The organism is Bacillus sp. FSL R9-9410 (genome assembly GCF_038050385.1).
Lineage (GTDB): Bacteria > Bacillota > Bacilli > Bacillales > Bacillaceae_G > Bacillus_A > Bacillus_A cereus_U.
Map to the genome: position 1 here is coordinate 1,704,580 of NZ_JBBOTV010000001.1, position 21,714 is coordinate 1,726,293.

Sequence of the window (21,714 nt, forward strand, 5' to 3'; positions counted from 1 at the left end):
TGATCTTTTATTTTTTTGGCTCTGTTAAATTTAGTGTTGATAATCGAGTAAATTAGAGGGAAACCGATACGATAAACTTAACTAAATCCATACAATTCAATCAAATTTACACAAGTTAGTGCTTCAAAGTGTTCTCGCAACCCCGAAGGGACGAGGGGTATAACACTCCACACGAGGCAGTATCGTTACCTCATATTATCAAGCATTTATTTTACCCATCTTGATAAATTTATCGAAGCATTTAAATCCCTATCGTGATGACTATTGCATTGAACACAGTCCCATTCACGAATCTTTAAACTCCACTGTCCTTCTGATTGAACTGAATGGTCGTATTTAACTCCGCAACATGAGCAAATCTTGCTTGAAGCGAACCATTTATCAGCTTTTACATATTCAATGCCGTACTTCTCGCACTTGTATGACAAACATTGAAAGAAGAAGTTTAATTTTTGAAATGAAAATGCTTTCGATAATTTTTTGTTTTTTAACAGGTTTGAGATATGTAAGTCTTCCACAACAATCCTCATTGTTTTGATTTTCACCAAGCTAGCTGTTGCTTGATGGATATGGTTATTTCGGATATTCGTAATTTTCCTAGATAACCGAAGGTGCTCAGTTTTGGCTTTTTCATATCCGGCAGATTGAATTTTTACACCTTTTTTAAATCTCCTAGACATATCTCTTTGTGCTGACTTTTTCCTTTTCAAAAGTTTTTTAACCTTAGCATCTTTGTTTATATTTCGTTCTTTCGTACCATTAGAAGCTACAAACAGCTCTTTTAAACCAACATCCACACCAATCGACTCATTTGTTAGTTCTTGTGATTCAAAGTCTTCTTGGAACCCTACACTAATCCACCAGTGACGACCATCAAATGTAACTCTTGGATTTGATGGTTTTTTGTTTCTTGGTAGTTGTTGGCTTGTTTTCACTTCTCCAATAGACTGAATATCAACTACTTTCTTTCCTATAATCAGTCTTTCATAATTGGCATAAAATCCTTGAATTAAATCTTTTTTGGATTTATAAGAAGTATGATAGCCATTTTTGTACTTTTTGAACGAATTTTTTCGCGCCTTGTCAAAATCTTTTGAAGCCTGTTTTGGAACTTGTGCGTTGATGTCATTTAACCACTCATATCGCTTTCGCTTCTTGATCTTTGTAAATCGTTTCTGTAAATCTAACTGTGAAACAGATTTTCCAAATAGCTGATAGTATCTATCACTCATTTTTTTACAATAGTTATAAGCGAATCTTGAAGCTCCAGCATGATTTCTAAGCACTTTTTCTTGTTCAGGCGTTGGAATCAGTCTGACTTTCTTCGCCAATATCATCAGAAGTCAACTCCTTAATCATCTGATTGATTTTTTCTGCTTTCGCAACATTCACGCTCACCATTTCTAGCCACGCTGTAGTTCAATCAGCTTTAGTGATTGCCCGCAGTTAAACCTCCCTACTAGCCAATCACTTGACTAGCAGGGCTTACTGATATATTTAATTAACTTTGGTTATAATTGGTTAAATAAATCGTAACAGTTAGTTACCCTTATATTTGGGTTTCCCGTTTTTATACTTTCGACTTTTTCGCTGTTAAGAAACATTTTTTAGCCAAGTAATAATTCGAAGTACCTGAAATGGTTCAAACCAAGTAATTAAAAACATCACAATGAAGAAAGAAATAAGTGATATGAATTTCAATGTTCCTTTTTCCCGTTTAGCAACTGCTATAAAACTTAGTACAATTCCAACTAAAAAAGAAATAAAACTAAAAAGGACAAGCGGTTCAGAATATCCATCTATTATCCAATTTAATCCGAATAATAATAGCCCTATAAACATCAAGATTATTGACAATGTACTGAATTTTTTCACAATTACATCTCCAAATATGATTTTACCATTTTAAGGAGTAAACGATAATTATTTTTTATTACATAAGAATTAACAATTACACGATAAACTTAGATAAACGTAAGCTCTCATACGTATCAATCATTTCATACAAAAATGACGATAGGAGAAACTCTTTTATATTGTGTTTAGTGCTTTCGTTACTGCAACTATCAACAAATGTAATCCATTCGTCACCTTTTCGAGTATGGTCAAGAACGGTATTCGTTGTATCAGTAAATGTTTTACTACAACACTTGCACCGACAGAGGAAGAAAGCTCTACATAACGTTTTATCCATGGAAACACTCGCTCTTTTTCTATGTGGGATAATTTGTCGATATGTTTTAATAAATTTCTGAACGCTTTGCTCAACCTCGCCACAACCGAATGTTTGTTCTTATTATACTTAGTTTCAGGAGAGTTCTCAAATATGAACATTTCCCTTTAACAGAGCCATTTTTTAGCCAGCCGCTATCACCTGAAACTGAAAATCAAAATAAAAATGAGCATATGGATTGGATTTCTTTGAATGTCCTTGTCGTAGAAGAAAACATACATGCCACGATTCGAATTCACATGCAAGAAGCAACCATAAATATCGATGAATCAGAATGTATATCAATCTAAAACAAAGAATATTTTCAAAAATATTACAAATTAAGACAGTATATTGCAAATTATTAGAATATTCTTTATTATATAAACGTTGTAACGTATTTAATATTGGGGAGGAATAGGGATGAAGAAAAGGCCTTTTAAAGTGCTGTCTATGCTTGCGGCGACAGCTGTGCTTAGTTGCACATTTGGATTTGGTAGTCAATCTGTTTATGCGGCAACGCCGTCTAGTGTAGGAGCTTTAAGTCCAATTGATGAAAATTTAATTCCAGAGGAGCGTTTAGCAGATGCGCTCAAGAAACGCGGTGTAATTAGTGAATCTACGTCGAAAGCAGACACATTAAAAGCTGTTGAAAAATACGTAGAGAAGAAAAAAGGCGAAAATGCTGGAAAAGAACCAGCAGCGGGGGACAGTGTTACGAGAGAAGCTTCTGACTTTTTGAAAAAAGTTAAAGATGCAAAAACAGATGAGAAAGAAAAAGCAAATCAACCTGTTAGTGGCCCGGTAGCTGGACAAGAGCCGGCTAAAGGGGGATTAAACGGCAAAGTACCAACTACTTCAGCGAAGCAAAAACAATATAACGGTGATGTTCGTAAAGATAAAGTTCTTGTATTGCTAGTAGAGTTTGCTGACTTTAAGCATAACAATATTGATCAAGTACCAGGTTATATGTATTCAAATGATTTTAATCCAGAACATTATCAAAAAATGTTATTTGGTAATGAGCCGTTTACACTCTTTGATGGTTCAAAAGTCCCAACATTTAAACAATATTATGAAGAGCAATCTGGTGGTAGTTATACAGTCGATGGGACAGTAACAAAGTGGTTGACAGTTCCGGGTACAGCAGCGGATTATGGTGCAGATGCAGGAGATGGCGGTCATGATAATAAAGGACCAAAAGGACCTCGTGATTTTGTAAAAGAGGCATTAAATGCAGCTGTAGAAAGTGGTATTGATTTATCAGAATTTGACCAATACGATCAATATGACAATAATGGTGATGGCAATAAAAACGAATCAGATGGTCTTATTGATCACTTAATGGTTATTCACGCTGGAGTTGGGCAAGATGGAGGCGGTGGTAGACTAGGTGATGACGCAATTTGGTCACATCGCTGGAACCTTGGAACACCATATCCAATTGAAGGAACAAAAGCAAATGTTGATAACTGGGGCGGTAAAATGGCAGCATATGACTACACAATTGAGCCGGAAGACGGAGCAGTTGGTGTATTCGCACATGAATTTGGTCATGATTTAGGTCTTCCAGATGAGTATGATACGAAGTATTCAGGAGCAGGTGAGCCAATTAACTCTTGGTCTGTTATGAGCGGCGGCAGCTGGGCTGGTAAAATTGCAGGTTCAACGCCACCGAGTTTCTCTCCGCAAAACAAAGAGTTCTTTCAAAAGAACATGGGTGGAAACTGGGCAAATATTGTAGAGGTTGACTATGATAAATTAAATCGCGGTATCGGTTTGGCGACGTACTTAGATCAAAGTGTAACGAAATCAAATCGTCCTGGCCTGATTCGCGTTAATTTACCAGATAAAGATGTAAAAGGTATTCAGCCTGCATTCGGTAAGAAATATTACTATAGTACAAAAGGCGATAATCTTCATACAACAATAGAAACGCCAGTGTTTGATTTAACAAATGCAACAATGGCGAAGTTTGATTACAAATCATTGTATGAAATTGAAACAGATTATGATTTCCTTGAAGTACATGCAGTGACAGAGGATGGTAAGAAAACGTTAGTGGACCGCATTGGTGAAAAGAATGTGAAAAATGGTCTAGACACAACAGATGGTAAATGGGTAGATAAGTCATATGACTTAAGCCAATTTAAAGGACAAAAAGTAAAACTAGTATTCGAATACATTACAGATGGTGGTTTAGCACCGAACGGTTTTACTCTTGATAACGCTACATTAACTGTAGATGGAAATGTTGTGTTCTCTGATGATGCAGAAGGCGAAGCGAAATTAAAATTAAATGGTTTCGTTACAGCAAACGGTTTTGATAAGAAGAAACATAACTACTATTTAGAGTGGAGAAACCACGCTGGTGCTGATCAAGCGTTAAAATATAGCAATGGTGTACCGTATAATACAGGTCTTGTTGTGTGGTATGCAGACTCTAGCTTTACAGATAATTGGGTTGGTATTCATCCAGGCGAAGGTTTCTTAGGGGTTGTTGACTCTCACCCAGAGGCAATTGTTGGAACGCTAAACGGCAAACCAACTGTTAAAAATAGTACACGATACCAAATCGCAGATGCTGCGTTCTCCTTTAACCAAACGCCAGCATGGAAAGTTGTATCTCCAACACGCGGAACATATGATTACAAAGGGTTACCAGGTGTAACGAAGTTTGATGATTCTAAATCGTATATGAACGATTTAATCCCAGATGCAGGACGTAAATTACCGAAGTTTGGATTGAAATTTGAAGTAGTTGGACAAGCAGATGATAATACTGCAGGTGCAGTTCGTTTATATCGTTAATAATGGAGAAGCTGTTGAAGGGGATTCCTTTCAACAGCTTTTTTCATAGGAACATAAATTTCAAGTTATTAGTAAAAATAATAGTAACTACTCAGCCATACATTTCATTTAGAAGTTTGTTGATGTTCAGATTGATTAAAGCATGTTTCTATGCAGGCAAGCTTATTTCTTTAAGCCAGCTGCATAGAAAGGTCCATGAACTGCGATTGTTGATAAAATACGAGCAATTTCCTCAGGTGTTTCTTTTTGTCCATTATTTAACCATTGCTGAATGACGCCTATATGAGCAGATGCCATATAAGAAGCTAAGTATTGGCTTGGAACGAGTAAATTTTCCTTATTAATGAGAGCACCATTCGTATCTTCAAATAGTGTTTTCCACATAAAGTCTTTCAATTTTGTTTGAAAAGATAAATCTCCTTTTGGGCTTAGTACAGCTTTCATAAAATCACTATTTTCATTTAAAAATTCAAGGATAGAAGCGATAAGTACAAACGGCATTGTTGGAGAAGGATTTGATCCAAGTTCAGCAATAACTTCCGGAAGTTTCTGTTTGGCAATGCTAGAAAACTCATGCATAAATTCCTCTTGGCATTTCGTCATTAAATCAAATTTGTCTTGATAGTGCGCATAAAAAGTACCACGGTTTATGTTTGCTTTCATAGTAATATCTTTCACTGTAATGGCGTCAAAGCCTTTTTCCTCAATTAACTCCACCAATGCATTTCGTATGGCAGTTTTCGTACGAATAACACGTAAATCTAAATTACTATCGCGCAAAGCATGTCCCTCCTTAATTTTTTCCAACACATTTAAAGAAAGTGTCTTATAACCGACACATTCACGATTTTTGATTATTGTATAAGATTTAACTTAAACATATAATTCAAAATATAAATAAACAACACGTTGTTGGTTATTATAAATCAAATTAAAGGAGGATAAAAGAAAATGTTTAAAAACAAACTTTTATTGTTATCACCAGTTATTGCACTACTTGTTGTTTTTATTTTTTCATTAACATTATTTCCAACCGTTCAACCTAAGCCGAAAAACTTGCCAATCGCAATTGCAAATGAGGATCAAGGAGTGGAAATTCCGAATCAAGCTAAAATGAATATGGGGCAAACAATTGTTGATATGATCAAAAAAACATCAAAAACAGATGAAGAACCCGTGGTAAAGTGGGTGGAAGTAAAAAATAAAGAATCCGTTCAAAAAGGTTTAAATAATCAAGAGTATTATGCAGCGTTAGTCATTCCGAAAGACTTTAGCGCAAAACAAGCATCGCTACGAACACCACAGCCATCTTCACCAGAGGTAGAAATATTAATAAATCAAGGAATGAATACAGCGGCATCAACTATGGCAGGACAAATGTTAAATGGCGTAGTTGATAATATGAACAATAACGTTCGTACTCAGCTATTAGAAGGATTTAAAGCAAAAGGGACTACATTAACAACGGATCAAGTTTCGAAATTAGTAACACCGATTACGAAGAAAGTGACAAATGTAAATGAAATTGGCAAAAATAGTGCAAACGGTAACTCGCCAATTTCTTTATTCCAACCTTTATGGATCGCAAGTTTAGCGAGTGCAGCAATCATCTTTATTGCGATAAGTAAAATGCCGATTAGTACACGAAAAGAAAACTTCGTATTAAAAATAAAACAAATAGTAACAGGAGCTATCGCGGCGCTTGTAATTGGATTTGGACTAACGTGGATCGCGGACGGAATGGTAGGATTAAATCTCTCGGATTTCACGGATACGGCTCTATTTTTATCCATTACATCACTTAGTTTCTTCTTAATGATTTCTGCGGTCCTTTCATTAGTTGGATTAAAGGGAATCGGGTTATTTGCACTGTTACTTTTCTTTGGTGCACCGCTATTGGCGCTAGCGCCTGAAATGATGTCTCCATTTTATCAAGACTGGATTTACTCCTGGTTACCGATGCGATTTATGATAGAAGGGCTAAGAGAAATCTTCTTCTTCGGAAAAGGATTAGCTTGGAATACTCCTCTTACTGTACTCGTTTGGATTGGTGTGGTAAGTATGGTTATTATTCTAGCAACTGCTTTAAAACGTAGTGTAATAAAGGAACATAAAACGGAATTACACGCATAAAAGATAAAAACGTTTCACTAGGAGTGAAGCGTTTTTTGCTTTTTATTAACTTATAGGGAAATCAAGGAGGATAGGTTTTTCTATATTTTAAAGGGAATAGAAGATGTGGTTTCCTTTTATATACATGCTCCTGCTATTTCAAATTGCATAAAATGTTATGCGAAATAATGGAGGAGATACGATGTATAATTCGAATTATTATGATTGGTATAGGCAAAATGATAAGTTGATTCGTGATATTGAGAAAGCAATTAATGGAGAGTTTAGTGCTATAAATTGCTATGCGAAATTAGCCAACATGGCTCCAAATCCGGCGGAACGAAATCAAATTCTTGAAATTCGTAACGATGAAATGAAGCATTTTCATCAGTTTGTACAGATCTATACGAATTTAACTGGTCAGCAACCGAAACCACAAATTACGGAAGAATGTCCGAATATGTACTTACAAGGATTAGAATTCGCAATACAAGATGAGCAAAAGACTGTAGATTTTTACTTAGAAGTTGCAGATGAAACATCGGATGCACATCTGAAAGAGTTGTTGCGCAGAATAGCTGCCGATGAACAAAATCATGCGGTGTGGTTTTTATATTACTTTGTGAAGTCGAAGTGAGCATAAAGAATGAATGGCTGATGTGGTGAATATATTAGAAATTATTTTAAAGCGCAGTGCAACAATTGAATAAGATATTTAAATGTAAGCAGAAGGAAACCGTTTCACTAGTAGTGGAGCGGTTTTTTATGATGAAATACAAGTTACATAGGTATCGACAAAATATAGTAATTAAATTTGATATATAATGTATGAAACAAAAATAAATAAGCTAGGAGGAAACATATGAAAAGAGGAATTACAGTAGATATTCTAGATGGATATGATAATTTACTTTGGAAAGTGTTAAAGCCAATTGATATTACGGTATTTGATTGGCAAGCCGTGGGAAGAGAGGAAGCTTATATAATAATAGGGAATGAATTAGGTCCGGAATTATTTTCAGAAGATAAAGAGATCATAGAAGGCTCAGAATTAAAAAAACAAATAAAAGATAACATATATTATCTTTTATTTGTAGACTTAAAAGCATATCCAAAAGGGGAAGAACTAGGAGAAATTGAAACATATGAAGAATTTAAGGAGAGTAAGTGTGAAGTAGTCGTATTAGTAGCGGATGGTGATTACATACAAATTTATGCGAAAAACCAAGAAGAGATTGAAATGATGTATGAAAACGCACTGAATCAAGGATTTTATGTAGAATATATTACAGATAAAAATGATGGAAGGACTCGTATGTCAGTAAGGTAGCAATTTGAAAGGAGATACGAAAATATGGAGAGCAATACAATAACAAAAGAATATACAATTCGAATTGCTACTGAAGAGGAAAGCGATAGCATTATTACTCTATTAAAAGAAGTAGCAGAGTGGCTACAACATAAAGAAGTGGATCAATGGCAGTATCTGTTAGGTGGAGAAGCTACGGCTGAAATATTAGAAGGTATAAGAGAAAAATATACATATGTGGTTACGAAAAAAGATGAAATTGTCGGTACCGTTACAGTATCTCCTAAACAAAATGAATGGGATGAACGTATTTTTGGTAAAGAGGAAGTTTCTAATTCGTTATATATTCATAGATTTGCGGTGAAAAGGGAGTATAAAGGGAATGGAATCGGAGAATGGATTTTACAGTGGGTAGAAGAGAATGTACAACATGATAAAAAGTTTTTGAAACTAGATTGTGTTGGGCATAATCTTACGTTGAATGATTTTTATAAGAAAAATGGTTTTGAATATGTTGGGAGTACAGATGGACTTAGTAAGTTTCAAAAGAGAAGGGGGGTAAGGGAATGAATCAAATTCATACTAATTTAGTTAAAAGGTTAATAGGGGCACAGTTTCCAGAATGGGCACATTTAGAAGTGAAACCTGTAAAGCTTAGCGGGCACGATAATAGAACGTTCCACTTAGGAGATCAGATGAGTGTCAGATTACCAAGTGATGTAGCATATGCACCGCAAGTAGAGAAAGAAAACATTTGGCTACCTATATTAAATAAGGGAATTTCTTTACAAATTTCTGCACCAATTGCGAAAGGGAATCCCTCTGAAGAATATCTATGGCCTTGGTCTATTAATAAGTGGATAGATGGGGAGACCGTTACGAAAGAAAATGTTCGTGACTTAGATGAATTTGCGGCAGACTTAGGAGCATTTTTAATAGAATTACAATCAATTGATGCGAGTAACGGGCCAATAGCTGGAGAACATAATTTTTACCGAGGCGGGCTTATATCTGTATACGATGAAGAAGCGAGAGTGGCCATTGAAAATAATAAGGGTGTTTTTGATGAGACATTATTAAAGCATCTTTGGAATTTAGCAATTAGGTCAACATGGGACCATAAACCAGTTTGGGTTCATGGAGATGTTGCACCGGGTAACTTACTTGTTAAAGATGGAAAGCTTTGTGCCGTAATTGATTTTGGTATTTTAGGAGTAGGAGACCCTGCTTGTGATGCAGCGATGGCATGGACATTTTTTCATAAGAATAGTAGAAAGGTATTTAAAGAAGCGTTACGTATGGATGAAGAAACGTGGAATAGGGCGAGAGGATGGGCGCTTTGGAAGGCGTTAATTACATACGATGCGAATAGGGATAGTAATGAAAAAGTAGCCGAAGAATCGTATCGTGTGATTCAAGTGATTGTGGATGATTATGGGAAGTAATAGAAAAAGCCTATTTTGAATCATACGATCAAAATAGGCTTTTTCACATGATTAAATATTAGGAATAGAAAGAACCTACCAATAAAACACCTAAACTATCAAATAAAAAGATGACAAAAAATACTGTAGCGTAAAATAGTATTAAAAGTGTTAAAGCTTTCTTGCACCAAATAAAAATAAAGTCCTCGCGGAAATTGTTCCAAAACCCACTGGTTAAAGGATCAATTTATCGTAAAACATAGGTTTATGAAATGTTTTTAATTCATTTGTATTTCAAAGTAAGAGCTACACTTGGTATCAATTTAGTTTTGGAATATTCCTTGACAGGAATATTCCCGTTTGGATATAATCAATTCAACAAGAAGATAATATTAGTGATGATATTGATGTGTTATAACCGGAGACCATCACTTTACGAGGTGAGTGATATGTCGGGAAAAATTCCGGGCGTGAATATGACGACGTTGAGCGCTTTATCTGAACCGAATCGTATGAACATTGTTGAACTCTTGCGTGACGGTCCCTTAACCGTTGGGGAAATTGCCGACCATCTAGGATTAAGGCAACCACAAACTTCGAAACACTTAAAAGTGTTAAGCGATACAGGGATTGTGGAAGTGCAGGCTGAAGCTAATCGCCGGATTTACAAGCTCCGACCTGAGCCTTTCCAAGCACTTGATTGCTGGGTACAGTCATTTAAGCGTGTGATGGAAGAGAGATTCGATAATTTAGATGAGTATTTGAAGGAATTGCAAAACAAGGAAAAGTCATAAAATTAGTTCATATTTAAGGAGGAATTAATATGTCAAACAATACAATGGTATCAAGAGTGGAGAACGATCGGGTATTAGTACTGGAGCGCGTTTTCGATGCGCCGCGCGATTTAGTATTCAGTATGTTTAAAGAACCAGAGCATTTGAAACATTGGTGGGGACCAAGAGGTTGGGAAATTACGGCATGCACTGTCGACTTCCGTCCGGGAGGCGTTTGGCACTACTGTATGAAGTGTGTCAATCAGAACCTGGAGCAATTTTTTGGTATGGAATCATGGGGAAAAGCAGTCTATAAAGAGATTATTGAGTCAGAGAAAATCGTCTATACTGATTACTTTTCAGATGCTGAAGGCAATGTAAATGATTCTATGCCGTCAACGGAGATGACATTGGAATTCATCGATTTAGGTGGAAAGACAAAGCTAATAAACCGTGCTGAATATGTTAACAAAGAGGCACTTAAGAGTGTTATGGACATGGGCATGCTACAAGGTATCACCGAAACTTGGGATCGTTTGAATGAGCGATTAGAGTCGCTGAAATAGATTTTTGTACCGCAACTTTATTTTCGGTGATAATTAGGTGTAAGTGTATGGAGTTTAATAAAAATTGTTTATAAAGGAGCGTTAAAATAAATGATTAATAATGTTGGTCAAATTATGTTGTATGTGAATAACCAAGATGAAGTGAAGGAATTCTGGACAGAAAAAGTAGGATTTATTGTAATTTCAGAGGAAGATAACGGTCAAGGAATGCGATGGATTGAAATTGCTCCAACTAAAGAAGCTGAAACAAGTATTATTCTCCATAGTAAGGAGTTAATTGCTAAAATGCAGCCTGAGTTAAATCTTGGTACACCTTCCTTAATGTTCTTCTCAAAAGAATTCGATCGTTTATATAGCGATTTAGTAAATAAAAATGTTACAGTCGGAGAAATTGTAAATATGCCTTCAGGTAGAATATTTAATTTTGCAGATAGCGAAAATAATTATTTTGCAGTAATGGAAAAAAAGTAAATTTCAATTCAATTTATGAGTGCGATGCTTGAATAAAGGCATCGCACTTTTTATTTTAAATATATATCGTATTTCTTAATATAAATATAATTTTATTTTTTATATAACGATAATAGAATGTAGTATAGTTACAACAAAGGGGGCTTACAAATGGAAATTATTCACGAAAGAGCAAAGTTACGGTTAATGGATAGCAATGATGTCGAAAAAATGTTTTCAATCGTGGAAGGAAATCGAGATATTTGGGCGTATTTAATCTTTAAAATGGATACTGTTCAAGATATGCAGCAATATGTTCAAAAGGCGATAAAAGCTTATGGGGCAGGGAAGGATTTGCCATTTGTCGTTGTTGATGAAAAGACGAATGAAATAGTAGGGAGTACACGCTTATATAACATTTCAGTTGAAGATAAGACTGTGGAATTAGGGCAAACGTGGTATGACCCGAGTGTGCAACGTACGAGTATGAATACAGAATGTAAGTATATGTTATTACAATATGCTTTTGAAAAATTGCATATGCGGAGAGTACAAATAAAGACGGATGCACGAAATGAAAAAGCACAAAGAGCAATTGAAAGACTCGGCGCAGTAAAAGAGGGGGTACTTAGAAACGAAAGAAAATTGCCGAGTGGACATGTTAGAGATGCAGTTGTATACAGTGTTATTGCAAGTGAATGGCCAGCTGTAAAAGAACGGTTATTAGAAAAATTAGAGTCGTATAAAGAAAAACGATAATTCATATTAAGAAAGGTGTATTGATCGTCAAGATGAAAAATATACCTTTTTTCTTACAAAATGATTACTTCTTTTATTAACTTTTGTTTCATCATTCCATTATGATAAAAAATTCGTTACAATGTAGTTGTATGGTAATAAACTTATGAATTACAAAAACGTAATGAAAACCGCAAACGAAAAATGAATTGATAATCCTCAATTTTAAATGAAAACCCTTTAATACATATATAACAAGAAAAATTCCTTCTTTTAAAAAAATTCAAACAAAATGATTTGATATATACGTTTTTATATAGAAGTATGGATGATGTACGGAGGCAGCTATAAATGAAAGAAAATAAGAAAAGTAAGAAAAGAAGAATCTTGCAAGTATTCTTGCTTATGATTTGTTCTATTATTTTATATGTAAGTTATGCAGCTTACGATATTTGGAGTTATCGCTTTAAAACAGATGATGATGTGAAGACAGATGCTGGTATCGTGCTGGGAGCAGCTTCATGGAATGGAAAACCATCTCCTGTATTTAAAGAAAGAATTAATCATGCAATTTCTTTATATAAGAACGGTAATATTAAAAAGATTATTTTCACAGGTGGTACAAAGTTTGAGGCAGAGCTTGAGGAAGCGCGTACTGCTAGAGTGTATGCACTGAAACATGGTGTAAAAGAAGAGGATATTCTAATTGAAACAAAATCTCTTTTCACAGAGGACAATTTAAAGAATGCAAAGCAAGTTGGAATAGAGAACGGAATACGCACATATACGATCGTGAGTGATCCACTTCATATGAAACGTGCGATGAAAATTGCAAAACATCTTAAAATTGAAGCGTATGCATCACCAACTCCAACGTCAGCGTATAAAACGTTAGATACAGAAATCCCTTTCTTTTTTAAAGAATTATGCTCGTATATTGGATATGTAACCTCTTTGCCATTAAAGGCATTGAAAGGGGATTAATATAAGAAAAGAACCTATCCTTTCATATAGGAACTTTTCTTATTGTTCAAAAGCATTGTATTTTTATCGGAATAGTGAAACAATAGAGAAGTAACTTCATATAATCATAATGACAAAATGAACGGTTTATGAATCGAACATAAAGGAGATTATGTATGGCACTCTCATTTGTTGAAACAGAAGAACAATCTTTAGTTATTGAGAAAATAAATAAATTGATTCCGAAGTTCATGGAAAGGGAGCATCAACTAAGTGAATTAGGATCATTTCCGTATGAAAATATTAATAATTTGAAAGATATCGGATATACGAAATTAACGTTGCCAAAAGAATCGGGAGGCAATGCGATTTCTTTATATGACTTCGTTTTATTTCAAGAGAAAATAGCAGAAGGCTGCGGTGCTACCGCATTATCAATTGGATGGCACCTTGGTATTGTAAAGGAATTAGCTGAAAATCGCTCTTGGAATGAGGAAATGTTCACTTGGTTTTGTGAAGAAGTGCGTAATGGTGCGCTTTTTAATCGAGCTGCAACAGAACCGAATACAGGTAGTCCTACGCGCGGCGGGAAACCAGAGACGTTAGCTGTCAAAAAAGGTGAGAAGTGGATTATAAATGGAAGAAAAACGTTTACGACAATGGCGCCAGTACTTGATTATTTTATCATTTCAGCAAGTATTGAAGGCCAGGAAGCAATCGGAGAGTTTGTCATTCCAAAGAATACGATAGGCGTATCAATTGAAGAAACGTGGGATAGTATCGCAATGCGAGGAACTGCGAGCCATGATCTCGTTTTACAAAATGTAGAGATAGAGAACCGCTTTTTTACGGATGTATTGGGCGGGAAAGTGAAACAAAAGGGTATTGGCTGGTTGCTACATATACCAGCATGTTATTTAGGGATTGCACAATCAGCAAGAAATTATGCAGTTCAGTTTGCGGGATCATACAAGCCAAACAGTTTAAATCATTCTATTAGTTTATTACCGAATGTTAGAAGATTAGTTGGAGAATTAGAACTTGAGCTTATGCAAGCTCGCATCTTTTTATATCAAATTGCGAAAAAATACGATGAGGCAGAAGATAAATTATCATTGCAAGCCGAACTAGCAGCTGCGAAATATGTTGTAACGAACGCGGCAATATCTATTGTAGATAAAGCAATGCGTATCGTAGGAGCGAAAAGTTTATCAGAAAAAAATCCGCTTCATCGCTATTATTTAAACGTCAGAGCAGGACTACACAATCCGCCGATGGATGATGCAACATTGTCTATGCTGGCGGATGCGGCGTTTCGGTCGTAGTTTTTTGGGAAACGATAAATATAGGGGTTGTTCCAAAAGAGCGTTAAAAAGACCTTTTGGAACAACCTTTTCTTATGTCAAAATCGACATTTCATGTCGAATTGTTGATATGTTTGTTTACGTAACTACACTAAAAAACTGCTACTTACTTGGTAGCAGTCCTCACATTTTTATTCACAAATTTTCTTTTCATTAAGTGAATTGATGACACAGTCTTCATATTTGAGAATTTCATCTCTTGATAAATAATTGGAGCAGTTTAGTTATTGAAAAGAAATGTAGTTTTTTCACCATGGTTTACATCGAATGATTGTGATTATGAACTAAGATATTTAAGTTGATTTAGAAAAAATGCATAATTTTCTAATAGAATATTTTTTCATTTATAGAATGAATTATTTACCAGGAAGCAATAATGGTGTTCGGAAATTTGCCAATCACATGACCCGAAACTCTTATTTCTCCTCTTGCTATTAAAGACTTATCTTCTCGAACAAAAACAAGTTTATTTAATTTGTTTCCCTCCTTAAATTTTACTTCTAATGCATTTGGAGCTAATTTCTTTACCTCTGCACCTCCAACTTCTACGCCCAAATATGTTACCTTTATTTTAATATCATCAGTCCACACTTCTCCACTTACAAAGAAACCTACATATGGAGGGGGTAAAGGGATATTGGAGAATTTCTTTAGAAATTTATGTTCTTGTTCAATTGGTGGTTCGATAATAGATCCATCAATATCAAGATACCAATCTTTAAAACTGCTATTCCCCAGGTTTTGAAGGATTACAGTATGATTACCTTGGTCAGTTAATTTCCAATAACAACCACTAAATAGACGCTCCGATAAAATAACTTTTCCTGTATTACCATCAATGTCAAGATACCAACCTTTAAAACTACTATTCCCTAGGTTTTGAAGAGATACAGTATTATTACCTTGATTAGTTAATTTCCAATAACAACCACTAAATAGACGCTCCGATAAAATGGATTTACCTGTATTACCATCGATATCAAGATACCAACCTTTAAACCTGCTATTCCCCAGGTTTTGAAGAGATACAGTATTATTACCGTGATTAGTTAATTTCCAATAACCACCACTACCTAAGCGTTTCCATAAAATAACTTCACCGGCTAGACGCTCGGAATGAAAATAGCTTGCATCAAAACCACAGTCGATTTCATTGTTAGAATGAAGCAGGTTAGTATAACAACGATAATCAAAGTGAGTTGGATAGGTATAATATAAGTTTGCAGGGTAATAATTCCTATATATATGATGGGTTGTTTGATATGAACAAATAAATGGATAGCATGGATTATACACATAATAGTTCATTTTTTTTGCACCCTTTTCCTGATGACGATAATGTAAAAGGCTTCTAATTAGACTAGATAATTCTACTTAAATCAGTATAAATCTGATCGCGAATTTGACGATGTATCCATTCGTCATCATCAATATTTGTATGTGATGTGAGGAGATGAACACGTCCACCAATACAAGATACTCTTTTTCTATTCCCGTCTGAGTCTTTTAAAAAATGTTCATTTATATTTTCATGAACACCAGGAATATTGTTGTATCCACATGAAATACCATTATTTGCAGAAGTACAAGGTGTTTTTCCAATTCCTGTACAAGGCTCGCCACCCAAAATACTATTATTCTGATACCAGTTTTTAATAAAATTTCCGCGAGGTATATCTCCATTAGTAAATGTATTAGTAGATCCAAAAACAGCATCTATAAGTCCAACAAAGTCAGGTACTCTGCTTGTTACTCTTGATAACTTACAAGCAGCCCAACCACCATAACTATGGCCAATTATAGCGAGGTAGCTTGGTTTTGTATTCCTCATCTCAATTTCTTTTAAAAGCTCTTTTATCGAGGGAGCACCGAAAGGATCGTCATCTTGGGAGTAATTCCACCGTGCGCGAATTATATTAGCAGGTTTAACTCCTAGAGGTCCTAACTCACGCACTAATTTTTCTCGTAAGTTAGATATTCCTCCTTTTCCAGCTCCTGCTCTTCCACTAATACATATTAGTATAGCTCGTTCTGCTATGTTCTCCGCTGGAGTAGCATCAATATCAAGGTACCAATCTTTAAAACTGCTATTTCCCAGGTTTTGAAGGATTACAGTATGATTACCTTGGTCAGTTAACTTCCAATAGCCACCACTACCTAAACGTTCCCATAAAATAACTTTTCCTGTATTACCATCAATGTCAAGATACCAACCTTTAAAACTACTATTCCCTAGGTTTTGAAGAGATACAGTATTATTACCGTGATTAGTTAATTTCCAATAACAACCACTAAATAGACGCTCCGATAAAATGGATTTACCTGTATTACCATCGATATCAAGATACCAACCTTTAAACCTGCTATTTCCCAGATTTTGAAGAGATACAGTATTATTACCTTGATTAGTTAATTTCCAATAACTACCACTACCTGAGCGTTTCCATAAAATAACGTCACCGGGTATCCGCTTGGAACGAAAATAGTTTGCGTCAAAATCATAGCTAATTTTATCGTTGGAATAAATCGGGTTAGTATAGCAATGATAGTTAAAGCAAGGTGGAGAGGAGTAATGTAAGTTTATAGGGTAATAATTTCTATGTTTATGGTGGTGGGGGAAATATGGATAAATTGCTGGGGGACACGGAACATATAGATAATGGTTCATTGATACACATCCTTTTCCTTACAAGGGTATGTATATGTAGTAGTTTAGGTGCAAAAATCATGTAAAAGGGACTAAAGCCTATATAGATTGTTCGATTCTAAGTTATGATACAATTCTAAACAAGTTATGTACAAATTCAATTTCATTTAATATTTTTGATTAAACTTTAATTATAAACGGCAAGTAACTCCAAAATATACAATAAAGGTTGATTTTAGAGTTGATTTTTTGTTTGTTTCACTTTTTTTGGTACTTTGCATCTAGACGATAAATCCGGTGACCATGGCACAAGTTTATCGATTTCCACTGTATTGTTTAAAATGATATTTGGGAGCTTTTCAAATAAATAAACAAGAAGAGAAGGGGTTAATTCAAATCCTTCTTTTACAATATCCGCAAGTCCATCAATTGATTTGCGTAAATCTGTTACTCCTTGTGCGAGGTATACTTCTTATATCATTGTTGTTTCACCGTCTTCATCACTTGTAGGAGCACCTGTGGAGTAAAAGGCTCATCTAGTTCAATGGTTTCTTCTTTAATACGAATTCGAATGATAGCATGTATTTCTTCTAGTGCAGGGATATATAACAGTTTTTACATATTATGCAAATTCAATAAATCTTTCTTTTCATTCTTCTTTTTATAGTTTTATAGTGGAATGCTATGTTTCTTATTTCACCTACTGTATAATAAGAAAAAAGTACGAAAAGAGGTCATCTCATGCTAGAGGTTATTGCAACTTGTTTAGAAGATGTGAAGCGAATTGAAAAGGCTGGTGGAAATCGAATTGAACTCATTTCATCATATACAGAAGGTGGTTTAACACCGAGTTATGCTTTTATAAAAAAAGCAGTAGAAGCAGTACAAATATCAGTTCATGTTATGATTCGTCCGCATGCAAAGTCTTTTACATATACGGAAGAAGAAATTGAAATGATGAAGGAAGATATTATCGTTGCACAGAAGTTAGGTGCAGCAGGCGTTGTATTAGGTGTATTAAATGAACAAAATGAAGTTGATGAAGAGAAATTAGCAGATTTATTATCTGTTGTAGATGGAATAAATGTAACGTATCACCGTGCGATAGATGATACAGAAAATCCAGTAGAAGCGATGAAAGTTTTGAAGAAATTTAATAAAGTTACTCACGTGTTAACTTCAGGCGGACAAGGAAATGTAGTAGATAATATTCCGGTGCTTCGAGAGATGCAGAAGGAAAGTGAAGGGAATATACAGCTTGTTGTCGGAAGTGGAGTAACGAAAGAGAATGTAAAGCAATTGCTAGATGAAACTGGAATTTCTCAAGCTCATGTCGGTACAGCGGTTAGAGAAGGTAAGTCATGTTTTTCTGAAATTGACCTAAAGTTAGTACAAGAGTTAGTTGAAATAATAAAGTAAGTATGTAAGAAAGAGGAGAAATGATGAAGACAAATACGAAGAAAGAATTGATCTCATGGATTAAAACGATAGGTATTACACTTGCGATTGCCTTTATCGTTCGCGGGGTGCTATTTACGCCGTCATTAGTACAAGGTGAGTCGATGATGCCAACTTTAGAAAATAATGAGCGAGTTCTCGTTAATAAGATTGGCTATAGTATAAGCGGATTAGACCGTTTTGACGTTATCGTCTTCCACGGAAAAGAAGGATACGATTTAGTAAAACGAGTAATTGGTTTACCAGGTGATACAGTTGAGTATAAAGATGATGTTTTATATGTAAACGGAAAAGCGATGGAAGAACCGTATTTAAAAGAATTTAAAGAAAAGGCGTCTGGTCGTGTACTAACTCCTGATTTTACGTTAGAACAAATCACAGGGAAAACGAAAGTGCCAGAAGGCCAAGTATTTGTTTTAGGAGATAATCGTGAAGTATCTAAAGACGGTCGTATGTTTGGATTTATTTCAGAAGATGAAATTGTCGGAAAAGGACAAGCTGTTTTCTGGCCGTTGAAACAAGTAAGAGCGTTATAAAGCAAGTATGGGAGAGATATTCTTCCTCTGGATTTGAAATAAAGTCGTATTGTTTATAAAAAAGTTGCACCATTTTATTCTTTTTGATTAAAGAAATCCAAGTGCGTTTGAATCAATTTTTTTTGTAAAACTGAATGTTCATCTAAGAAGGACAGAGGCCATTTTGATTATTATTTTTCAAAATGGCCTCTGTTTATTTGAAAATAGTATTGCGAGGAGGGAATAAAATGATAGTAACAAAAGCAGAAGGTATCTTAAACAGAAAAGGAGCCAAGAAAGTAAACGAAATTCCTAAAGAGGTCTTACAATTACTACAACAAGGGAAATTAGAAAGTGTTAATCTAACAGAATGGCTAGCTATAAATCATATTGAACTACTTAAAAATGTCTTACCTTCAATAGGACTCAAGAATAGTTTGGAATGTATAGTAGTTGAATTAGAAAAACAGAACGTTGAAACAGGAATGAAAGTCATACGAATAACAGGAACTTTATTGGATGAAATTATACTCAAAGAGAATGAAAGAAACAAGGAAGACGTACTGTTAAAATTATCTAATCATATTTCAGATAGTGTAAGATGTTGGGCAGCGTTTATGAATAAAAAATCAAATAACACATTAAAAGATACATTAACGTACATTCGACCTTTTGCAGCGGATCATCATTTTGGTGTTCGAGAAATTGCTTGGATGTCTATTAGAGAAAATCTTTCACAAAATATAGAAGAAAGTGTGGAATTGTTAGTAGAATGGGCAAAAAGTGAAGATGAGAATATTCGCAGGTTCTCTGTAGAATCTATTCGTCCTCGAGGTGTATGGAGTAAACATATTGAAATATTAAAACAAGAACCTGAAAAAGCACTTCCCATTCTTAATTTACTTAAATTAGATCCATCAAAATATGTACAAGATTCGGTTGGAAACTGGTTAAATGATGCAAGTAAAACTAAACCGGATTGGGTAATGAACCTGTGTGAAGAATGGGCAAAGGATACTGACATAAAATCAACTAGTAGAATTATTAAAAAAGCTAAAAGAACGATTTTGAAAAATAAGTAATATGTAACTAATAGACTTGTTAGTTGAATGAAGGAACAATCAATCATGTTAAAAAAAAGAATACTTTGAATAACTATGAGGAGAGCATGTTTTGATCAAAACATGCTCTTTGTATTTTCTTTTATATAAGTGTTATTAATGTAAGTTGATCAAACTTTATTTCAAATCTAAACTTCCATACTTTTTTATTGTAACTTTTATTCTAATAGTTTTGTAGCAATGTGAACTTTGGAAATTGAACCGTCGTGATTTCTAAAGTTAATTTTATATTCACTGTCAGGAAGCGAATCACTCTACATTCACTTATAGTTCGTTCTTCACGTGTTAAAGTGCTGTCAATCATCCAAGAGCCCTTCATTTAATATAAATCACTTAATTATTTGCGTTTTTTAATAGCGGACAAAATATATCGGATTATGTTTGCGAAAAATATATTGATAGAATTGAAAGAATATTTTATAATTTTAAATTATAGGTTTGTTTCGAAAAACGGAATTCAAGTTCCGAAATTCGGAACAAGAAGGAGATAGGATGAGTATAAATAAAACGGCAGTTAAGACAATGGATATTTTGGAGTTGTTTTATGAGCATGAGGAGCTAAGTTTAACAGAGATGGTTCAGCTTACGAATATGCCGAAAACATCTGTTTATCGTTTAATTGGCTCGTTAGAAGAAATGGACTTTTTACAAAAAACAGAAAAGGGAAAGTATCGTCTCGGAGTCGTTTTTTTACGATTTGGTCAACTTGTTTCACAAAGGTTATCCGTAAGAAATATTGCGATTCCTTATATGAAAGAGCTTAGAGATAGTTTAGGGCAAGCAGTAAATTTAATTATTCAAGATGGTAATGATGCAATTTATGTTGAGAAGATGGAAGGAGCTCAGCCAGTACGTGTTTATACGGCGGTTGGAAGAAGAGCACCGCTGTATGCGGGTGCATGTCCGAGAATTTTACTATCGTATTTTTCTGAGGAAGAGAAAAGAAAGTACGTAGAGGAAACAGATTTAAAGCAGTTTGCAGATGGAACAATCGTGAATAAGGAGCATTTGTTAGACGTGTTACATATGGCGAAAAAAGAAGGGTACACAATTAGTTATTCTGAATTAGAAAATCATACAGCGGCTATAGCAGCACCAATTTTTGCAAGTGATGGAACAGTTGTAGCTGGCATTAGTATTTCGGGATTAGCAATTGAGTATAGCGAAAGTAACATTTCATATTTTACTGCGAAAGTGAAAGAAACAGCATACCGCATTTCGAAAGAACTCGGCTTTTGGGCATAGAAAGAG

21 protein-coding genes and 2 pseudogenes are annotated in these 21,714 nt (G+C 34.8%); 16 read left to right on the forward strand and 7 right to left on the reverse strand.

Annotation, left to right across the window (positions count from 1 at the left end; translation table 11 throughout):
* Window positions 1-206: 206 nt before the first annotated feature.
* From MKX77_RS08980 to MKX77_RS08990, 3 genes and pseudogenes are all read right to left on the reverse strand, one after another.
* Window positions 207-1,337, reverse strand: a complete 1,131-nt coding sequence (locus MKX77_RS08980; RefSeq protein WP_341306368.1) for an RNA-guided endonuclease InsQ/TnpB family protein — start codon at window positions 1,335-1,337, stop codon at window positions 207-209.
* Window positions 1,338-1,593: 256 nt separating this feature from the next.
* Complete coding sequence (locus tag MKX77_RS08985) at window positions 1,594-1,875, reverse strand: hypothetical protein (protein ID WP_341306369.1); 282 nt, start codon at window positions 1,873-1,875, stop codon at window positions 1,594-1,596.
* Window positions 1,876-2,065: 190 nt separating this feature from the next.
* Window positions 2,066-2,268, reverse strand: a pseudogene (locus MKX77_RS08990) (IS1595 family transposase); the annotation flags it as partial.
* Between the two features lie 367 nt (window positions 2,269-2,635).
* Here MKX77_RS08990 and MKX77_RS08995 point away from each other — a divergent pair.
* Entirely contained in the window at window positions 2,636-5,023 is a 2,388-nt protein-coding gene (locus MKX77_RS08995) for an immune inhibitor A domain-containing protein (protein ID WP_341306370.1), read from the forward strand.
* 162 nt (window positions 5,024-5,185) lie between these two features.
* On the opposite strand, the gene MKX77_RS09000 is transcribed toward MKX77_RS08995, so the two are convergent.
* A complete protein-coding gene (locus tag MKX77_RS09000; RefSeq protein ID WP_341306371.1) occupies window positions 5,186-5,803 on the reverse strand; it encodes a TetR/AcrR family transcriptional regulator in 618 nt (205 codons plus the stop codon).
* Window positions 5,804-5,974: 171 nt separating this feature from the next.
* On the opposite strand from MKX77_RS09000, the gene MKX77_RS09005 reads away from it, so the two are divergent.
* From MKX77_RS09005 to MKX77_RS09055, 11 genes are all read left to right on the forward strand, one after another.
* Complete coding sequence (locus MKX77_RS09005; RefSeq protein WP_341306372.1) at window positions 5,975-7,156, forward strand: YhgE/Pip domain-containing protein; 1,182 nt, start codon at window positions 5,975-5,977, stop codon at window positions 7,154-7,156.
* A gap of 181 nt (window positions 7,157-7,337) precedes the next feature.
* Complete coding sequence (locus MKX77_RS09010) at window positions 7,338-7,772, forward strand: ferritin-like domain-containing protein (protein ID WP_341306373.1); 435 nt, start codon at window positions 7,338-7,340, stop codon at window positions 7,770-7,772.
* Between the two features lie 225 nt (window positions 7,773-7,997).
* A complete protein-coding gene (locus MKX77_RS09015) occupies window positions 7,998-8,465 on the forward strand; it encodes a DUF2691 family protein (RefSeq protein WP_341306374.1) in 468 nt (155 codons plus the stop codon).
* 24 nt (window positions 8,466-8,489) lie between these two features.
* Window positions 8,490-9,014 carry a GNAT family N-acetyltransferase gene (locus tag MKX77_RS09020; RefSeq protein ID WP_341306375.1) on the forward strand — a complete coding sequence of 175 codons (525 nt, stop codon included), beginning with the start codon at window positions 8,490-8,492 and terminating at the stop codon, window positions 9,012-9,014.
* Window positions 9,011-9,889 (forward strand): aminoglycoside phosphotransferase family protein, encoded by an 879-nt coding sequence (locus tag MKX77_RS09025; RefSeq protein ID WP_341306376.1) that lies wholly within the window; start codon window positions 9,011-9,013, stop codon window positions 9,887-9,889. Before MKX77_RS09020 ends, MKX77_RS09025 begins: the two co-directional genes overlap by 4 nt.
* Before the next feature lie 428 nt (window positions 9,890-10,317).
* Complete coding sequence (locus MKX77_RS09030; RefSeq protein ID WP_002137101.1) at window positions 10,318-10,662, forward strand: ArsR/SmtB family transcription factor; 345 nt, start codon at window positions 10,318-10,320, stop codon at window positions 10,660-10,662.
* Between the two features lie 29 nt (window positions 10,663-10,691).
* Window positions 10,692-11,207 (forward strand): SRPBCC domain-containing protein, encoded by a 516-nt coding sequence (locus MKX77_RS09035; protein WP_341306377.1) that lies wholly within the window; start codon window positions 10,692-10,694, stop codon window positions 11,205-11,207.
* Between the two features lie 90 nt (window positions 11,208-11,297).
* Window positions 11,298-11,678, forward strand: coding sequence for a VOC family protein (locus MKX77_RS09040; protein ID WP_341306378.1), 381 nt, complete (start codon window positions 11,298-11,300; stop codon window positions 11,676-11,678).
* Window positions 11,679-11,828: 150 nt separating this feature from the next.
* On the forward strand, window positions 11,829-12,416 hold the full coding sequence (locus tag MKX77_RS09045; RefSeq protein ID WP_341306379.1) for a GNAT family N-acetyltransferase: 588 nt from the start codon (window positions 11,829-11,831) through the stop codon (window positions 12,414-12,416).
* 330 nt (window positions 12,417-12,746) lie between these two features.
* Window positions 12,747-13,379: a YdcF family protein gene (locus MKX77_RS09050; protein WP_193646677.1), complete on the forward strand. Its 633-nt coding sequence runs from the start codon at window positions 12,747-12,749 to the stop codon at window positions 13,377-13,379.
* Between the two features lie 155 nt (window positions 13,380-13,534).
* Window positions 13,535-14,683, forward strand: a complete 1,149-nt coding sequence (locus MKX77_RS09055) for an acyl-CoA dehydrogenase family protein (RefSeq protein WP_341306380.1) — start codon at window positions 13,535-13,537, stop codon at window positions 14,681-14,683.
* Window positions 14,684-15,082: 399 nt separating this feature from the next.
* Here MKX77_RS09055 and MKX77_RS09060 read toward each other — a convergent pair whose 3' ends face one another.
* The 3 genes and pseudogenes from MKX77_RS09060 to MKX77_RS30640 form a co-directional block, all read right to left on the reverse strand.
* Entirely contained in the window at window positions 15,083-16,030 is a 948-nt protein-coding gene (locus MKX77_RS09060) for a hypothetical protein (RefSeq protein WP_341306381.1), read from the reverse strand.
* Between the two features lie 52 nt (window positions 16,031-16,082).
* Window positions 16,083-17,390, reverse strand: coding sequence for a fascin domain-containing protein (locus tag MKX77_RS09065; RefSeq protein WP_341306382.1), 1,308 nt, complete (start codon window positions 17,388-17,390; stop codon window positions 16,083-16,085).
* Window positions 17,391-17,604: 214 nt separating this feature from the next.
* Window positions 17,605-17,829 (reverse strand): annotated as a pseudogene (locus MKX77_RS30640) (hypothetical protein); the annotation flags it as partial.
* 281 nt (window positions 17,830-18,110) lie between these two features.
* On the opposite strand from MKX77_RS30640, the gene MKX77_RS09070 reads away from it, so the two are divergent.
* The 4 genes from MKX77_RS09070 (at window position 18,111) to MKX77_RS09085 (ending at window position 21,708) form a co-directional block, all read left to right on the forward strand.
* Window positions 18,111-18,788: a copper homeostasis protein CutC gene (locus tag MKX77_RS09070; protein WP_341306383.1), complete on the forward strand. Its 678-nt coding sequence runs from the start codon at window positions 18,111-18,113 to the stop codon at window positions 18,786-18,788.
* A gap of 23 nt (window positions 18,789-18,811) precedes the next feature.
* A complete protein-coding gene (lepB, locus tag MKX77_RS09075) occupies window positions 18,812-19,363 on the forward strand; it encodes a signal peptidase I (protein ID WP_002084707.1) in 552 nt (183 codons plus the stop codon).
* A 227-nt stretch (window positions 19,364-19,590) separates the two neighbouring features.
* Window positions 19,591-20,424 carry a DNA alkylation repair protein gene (locus MKX77_RS09080; RefSeq protein ID WP_341306384.1) on the forward strand — a complete coding sequence of 278 codons (834 nt, stop codon included), beginning with the start codon at window positions 19,591-19,593 and terminating at the stop codon, window positions 20,422-20,424.
* Between the two features lie 531 nt (window positions 20,425-20,955).
* On the forward strand, window positions 20,956-21,708 hold the full coding sequence (locus tag MKX77_RS09085) for an IclR family transcriptional regulator (protein WP_215553516.1): 753 nt from the start codon (window positions 20,956-20,958) through the stop codon (window positions 21,706-21,708).
* Window positions 21,709-21,714 lie beyond the last annotated feature (6 nt).

Excerpts from the sequence above, each read along its gene's own strand:
- MKX77_RS09085 (WP_215553516.1), top strand. The coding sequence starts at position 20,956 with ATGAGTATAAATAAAACGGCAGTTAAGACAATGGATATTTTGGAGTTG.
- MKX77_RS09050 (WP_193646677.1), top strand. The coding sequence starts at position 12,747 with ATGAAAGAAAATAAGAAAAGTAAGAAAAGAAGAATCTTGCAAGTATTC.
- MKX77_RS08995 (WP_341306370.1), top strand. The coding sequence starts at position 2,636 with ATGAAGAAAAGGCCTTTTAAAGTGCTGTCTATGCTTGCGGCGACAGCT.
- MKX77_RS08980 (WP_341306368.1), bottom strand. The coding sequence starts at position 1,337 with ATGATATTGGCGAAGAAAGTCAGACTGATTCCAACGCCTGAACAAGAA.
- MKX77_RS09010 (WP_341306373.1), top strand. The coding sequence starts at position 7,338 with ATGTATAATTCGAATTATTATGATTGGTATAGGCAAAATGATAAGTTG.
- MKX77_RS09070 (WP_341306383.1), top strand. The coding sequence starts at position 18,111 with ATGCTAGAGGTTATTGCAACTTGTTTAGAAGATGTGAAGCGAATTGAA.
- MKX77_RS09035 (WP_341306377.1), top strand. The coding sequence starts at position 10,692 with ATGTCAAACAATACAATGGTATCAAGAGTGGAGAACGATCGGGTATTA.
- MKX77_RS09025 (WP_341306376.1), top strand. The coding sequence starts at position 9,011 with ATGAATCAAATTCATACTAATTTAGTTAAAAGGTTAATAGGGGCACAG.
- MKX77_RS09045 (WP_341306379.1), top strand. The coding sequence starts at position 11,829 with ATGGAAATTATTCACGAAAGAGCAAAGTTACGGTTAATGGATAGCAAT.
- MKX77_RS09055 (WP_341306380.1), top strand. The coding sequence starts at position 13,535 with ATGGCACTCTCATTTGTTGAAACAGAAGAACAATCTTTAGTTATTGAG.
- MKX77_RS09020 (WP_341306375.1), top strand. The coding sequence starts at position 8,490 with ATGGAGAGCAATACAATAACAAAAGAATATACAATTCGAATTGCTACT.
- MKX77_RS09040 (WP_341306378.1), top strand. The coding sequence starts at position 11,298 with ATGATTAATAATGTTGGTCAAATTATGTTGTATGTGAATAACCAAGAT.
- MKX77_RS09015 (WP_341306374.1), top strand. The coding sequence starts at position 7,998 with ATGAAAAGAGGAATTACAGTAGATATTCTAGATGGATATGATAATTTA.
- MKX77_RS09080 (WP_341306384.1), top strand. The coding sequence starts at position 19,591 with ATGATAGTAACAAAAGCAGAAGGTATCTTAAACAGAAAAGGAGCCAAG.
- MKX77_RS09065 (WP_341306382.1), bottom strand. The coding sequence starts at position 17,390 with ATGAACCATTATCTATATGTTCCGTGTCCCCCAGCAATTTATCCATAT.
- MKX77_RS09030 (WP_002137101.1), top strand. The coding sequence starts at position 10,318 with ATGTCGGGAAAAATTCCGGGCGTGAATATGACGACGTTGAGCGCTTTA.
- lepB (WP_002084707.1), top strand. The coding sequence starts at position 18,812 with ATGAAGACAAATACGAAGAAAGAATTGATCTCATGGATTAAAACGATA.
- MKX77_RS09005 (WP_341306372.1), top strand. The coding sequence starts at position 5,975 with ATGTTTAAAAACAAACTTTTATTGTTATCACCAGTTATTGCACTACTT.
- MKX77_RS09060 (WP_341306381.1), bottom strand. The coding sequence starts at position 16,030 with ATGAACTATTATGTGTATAATCCATGCTATCCATTTATTTGTTCATAT.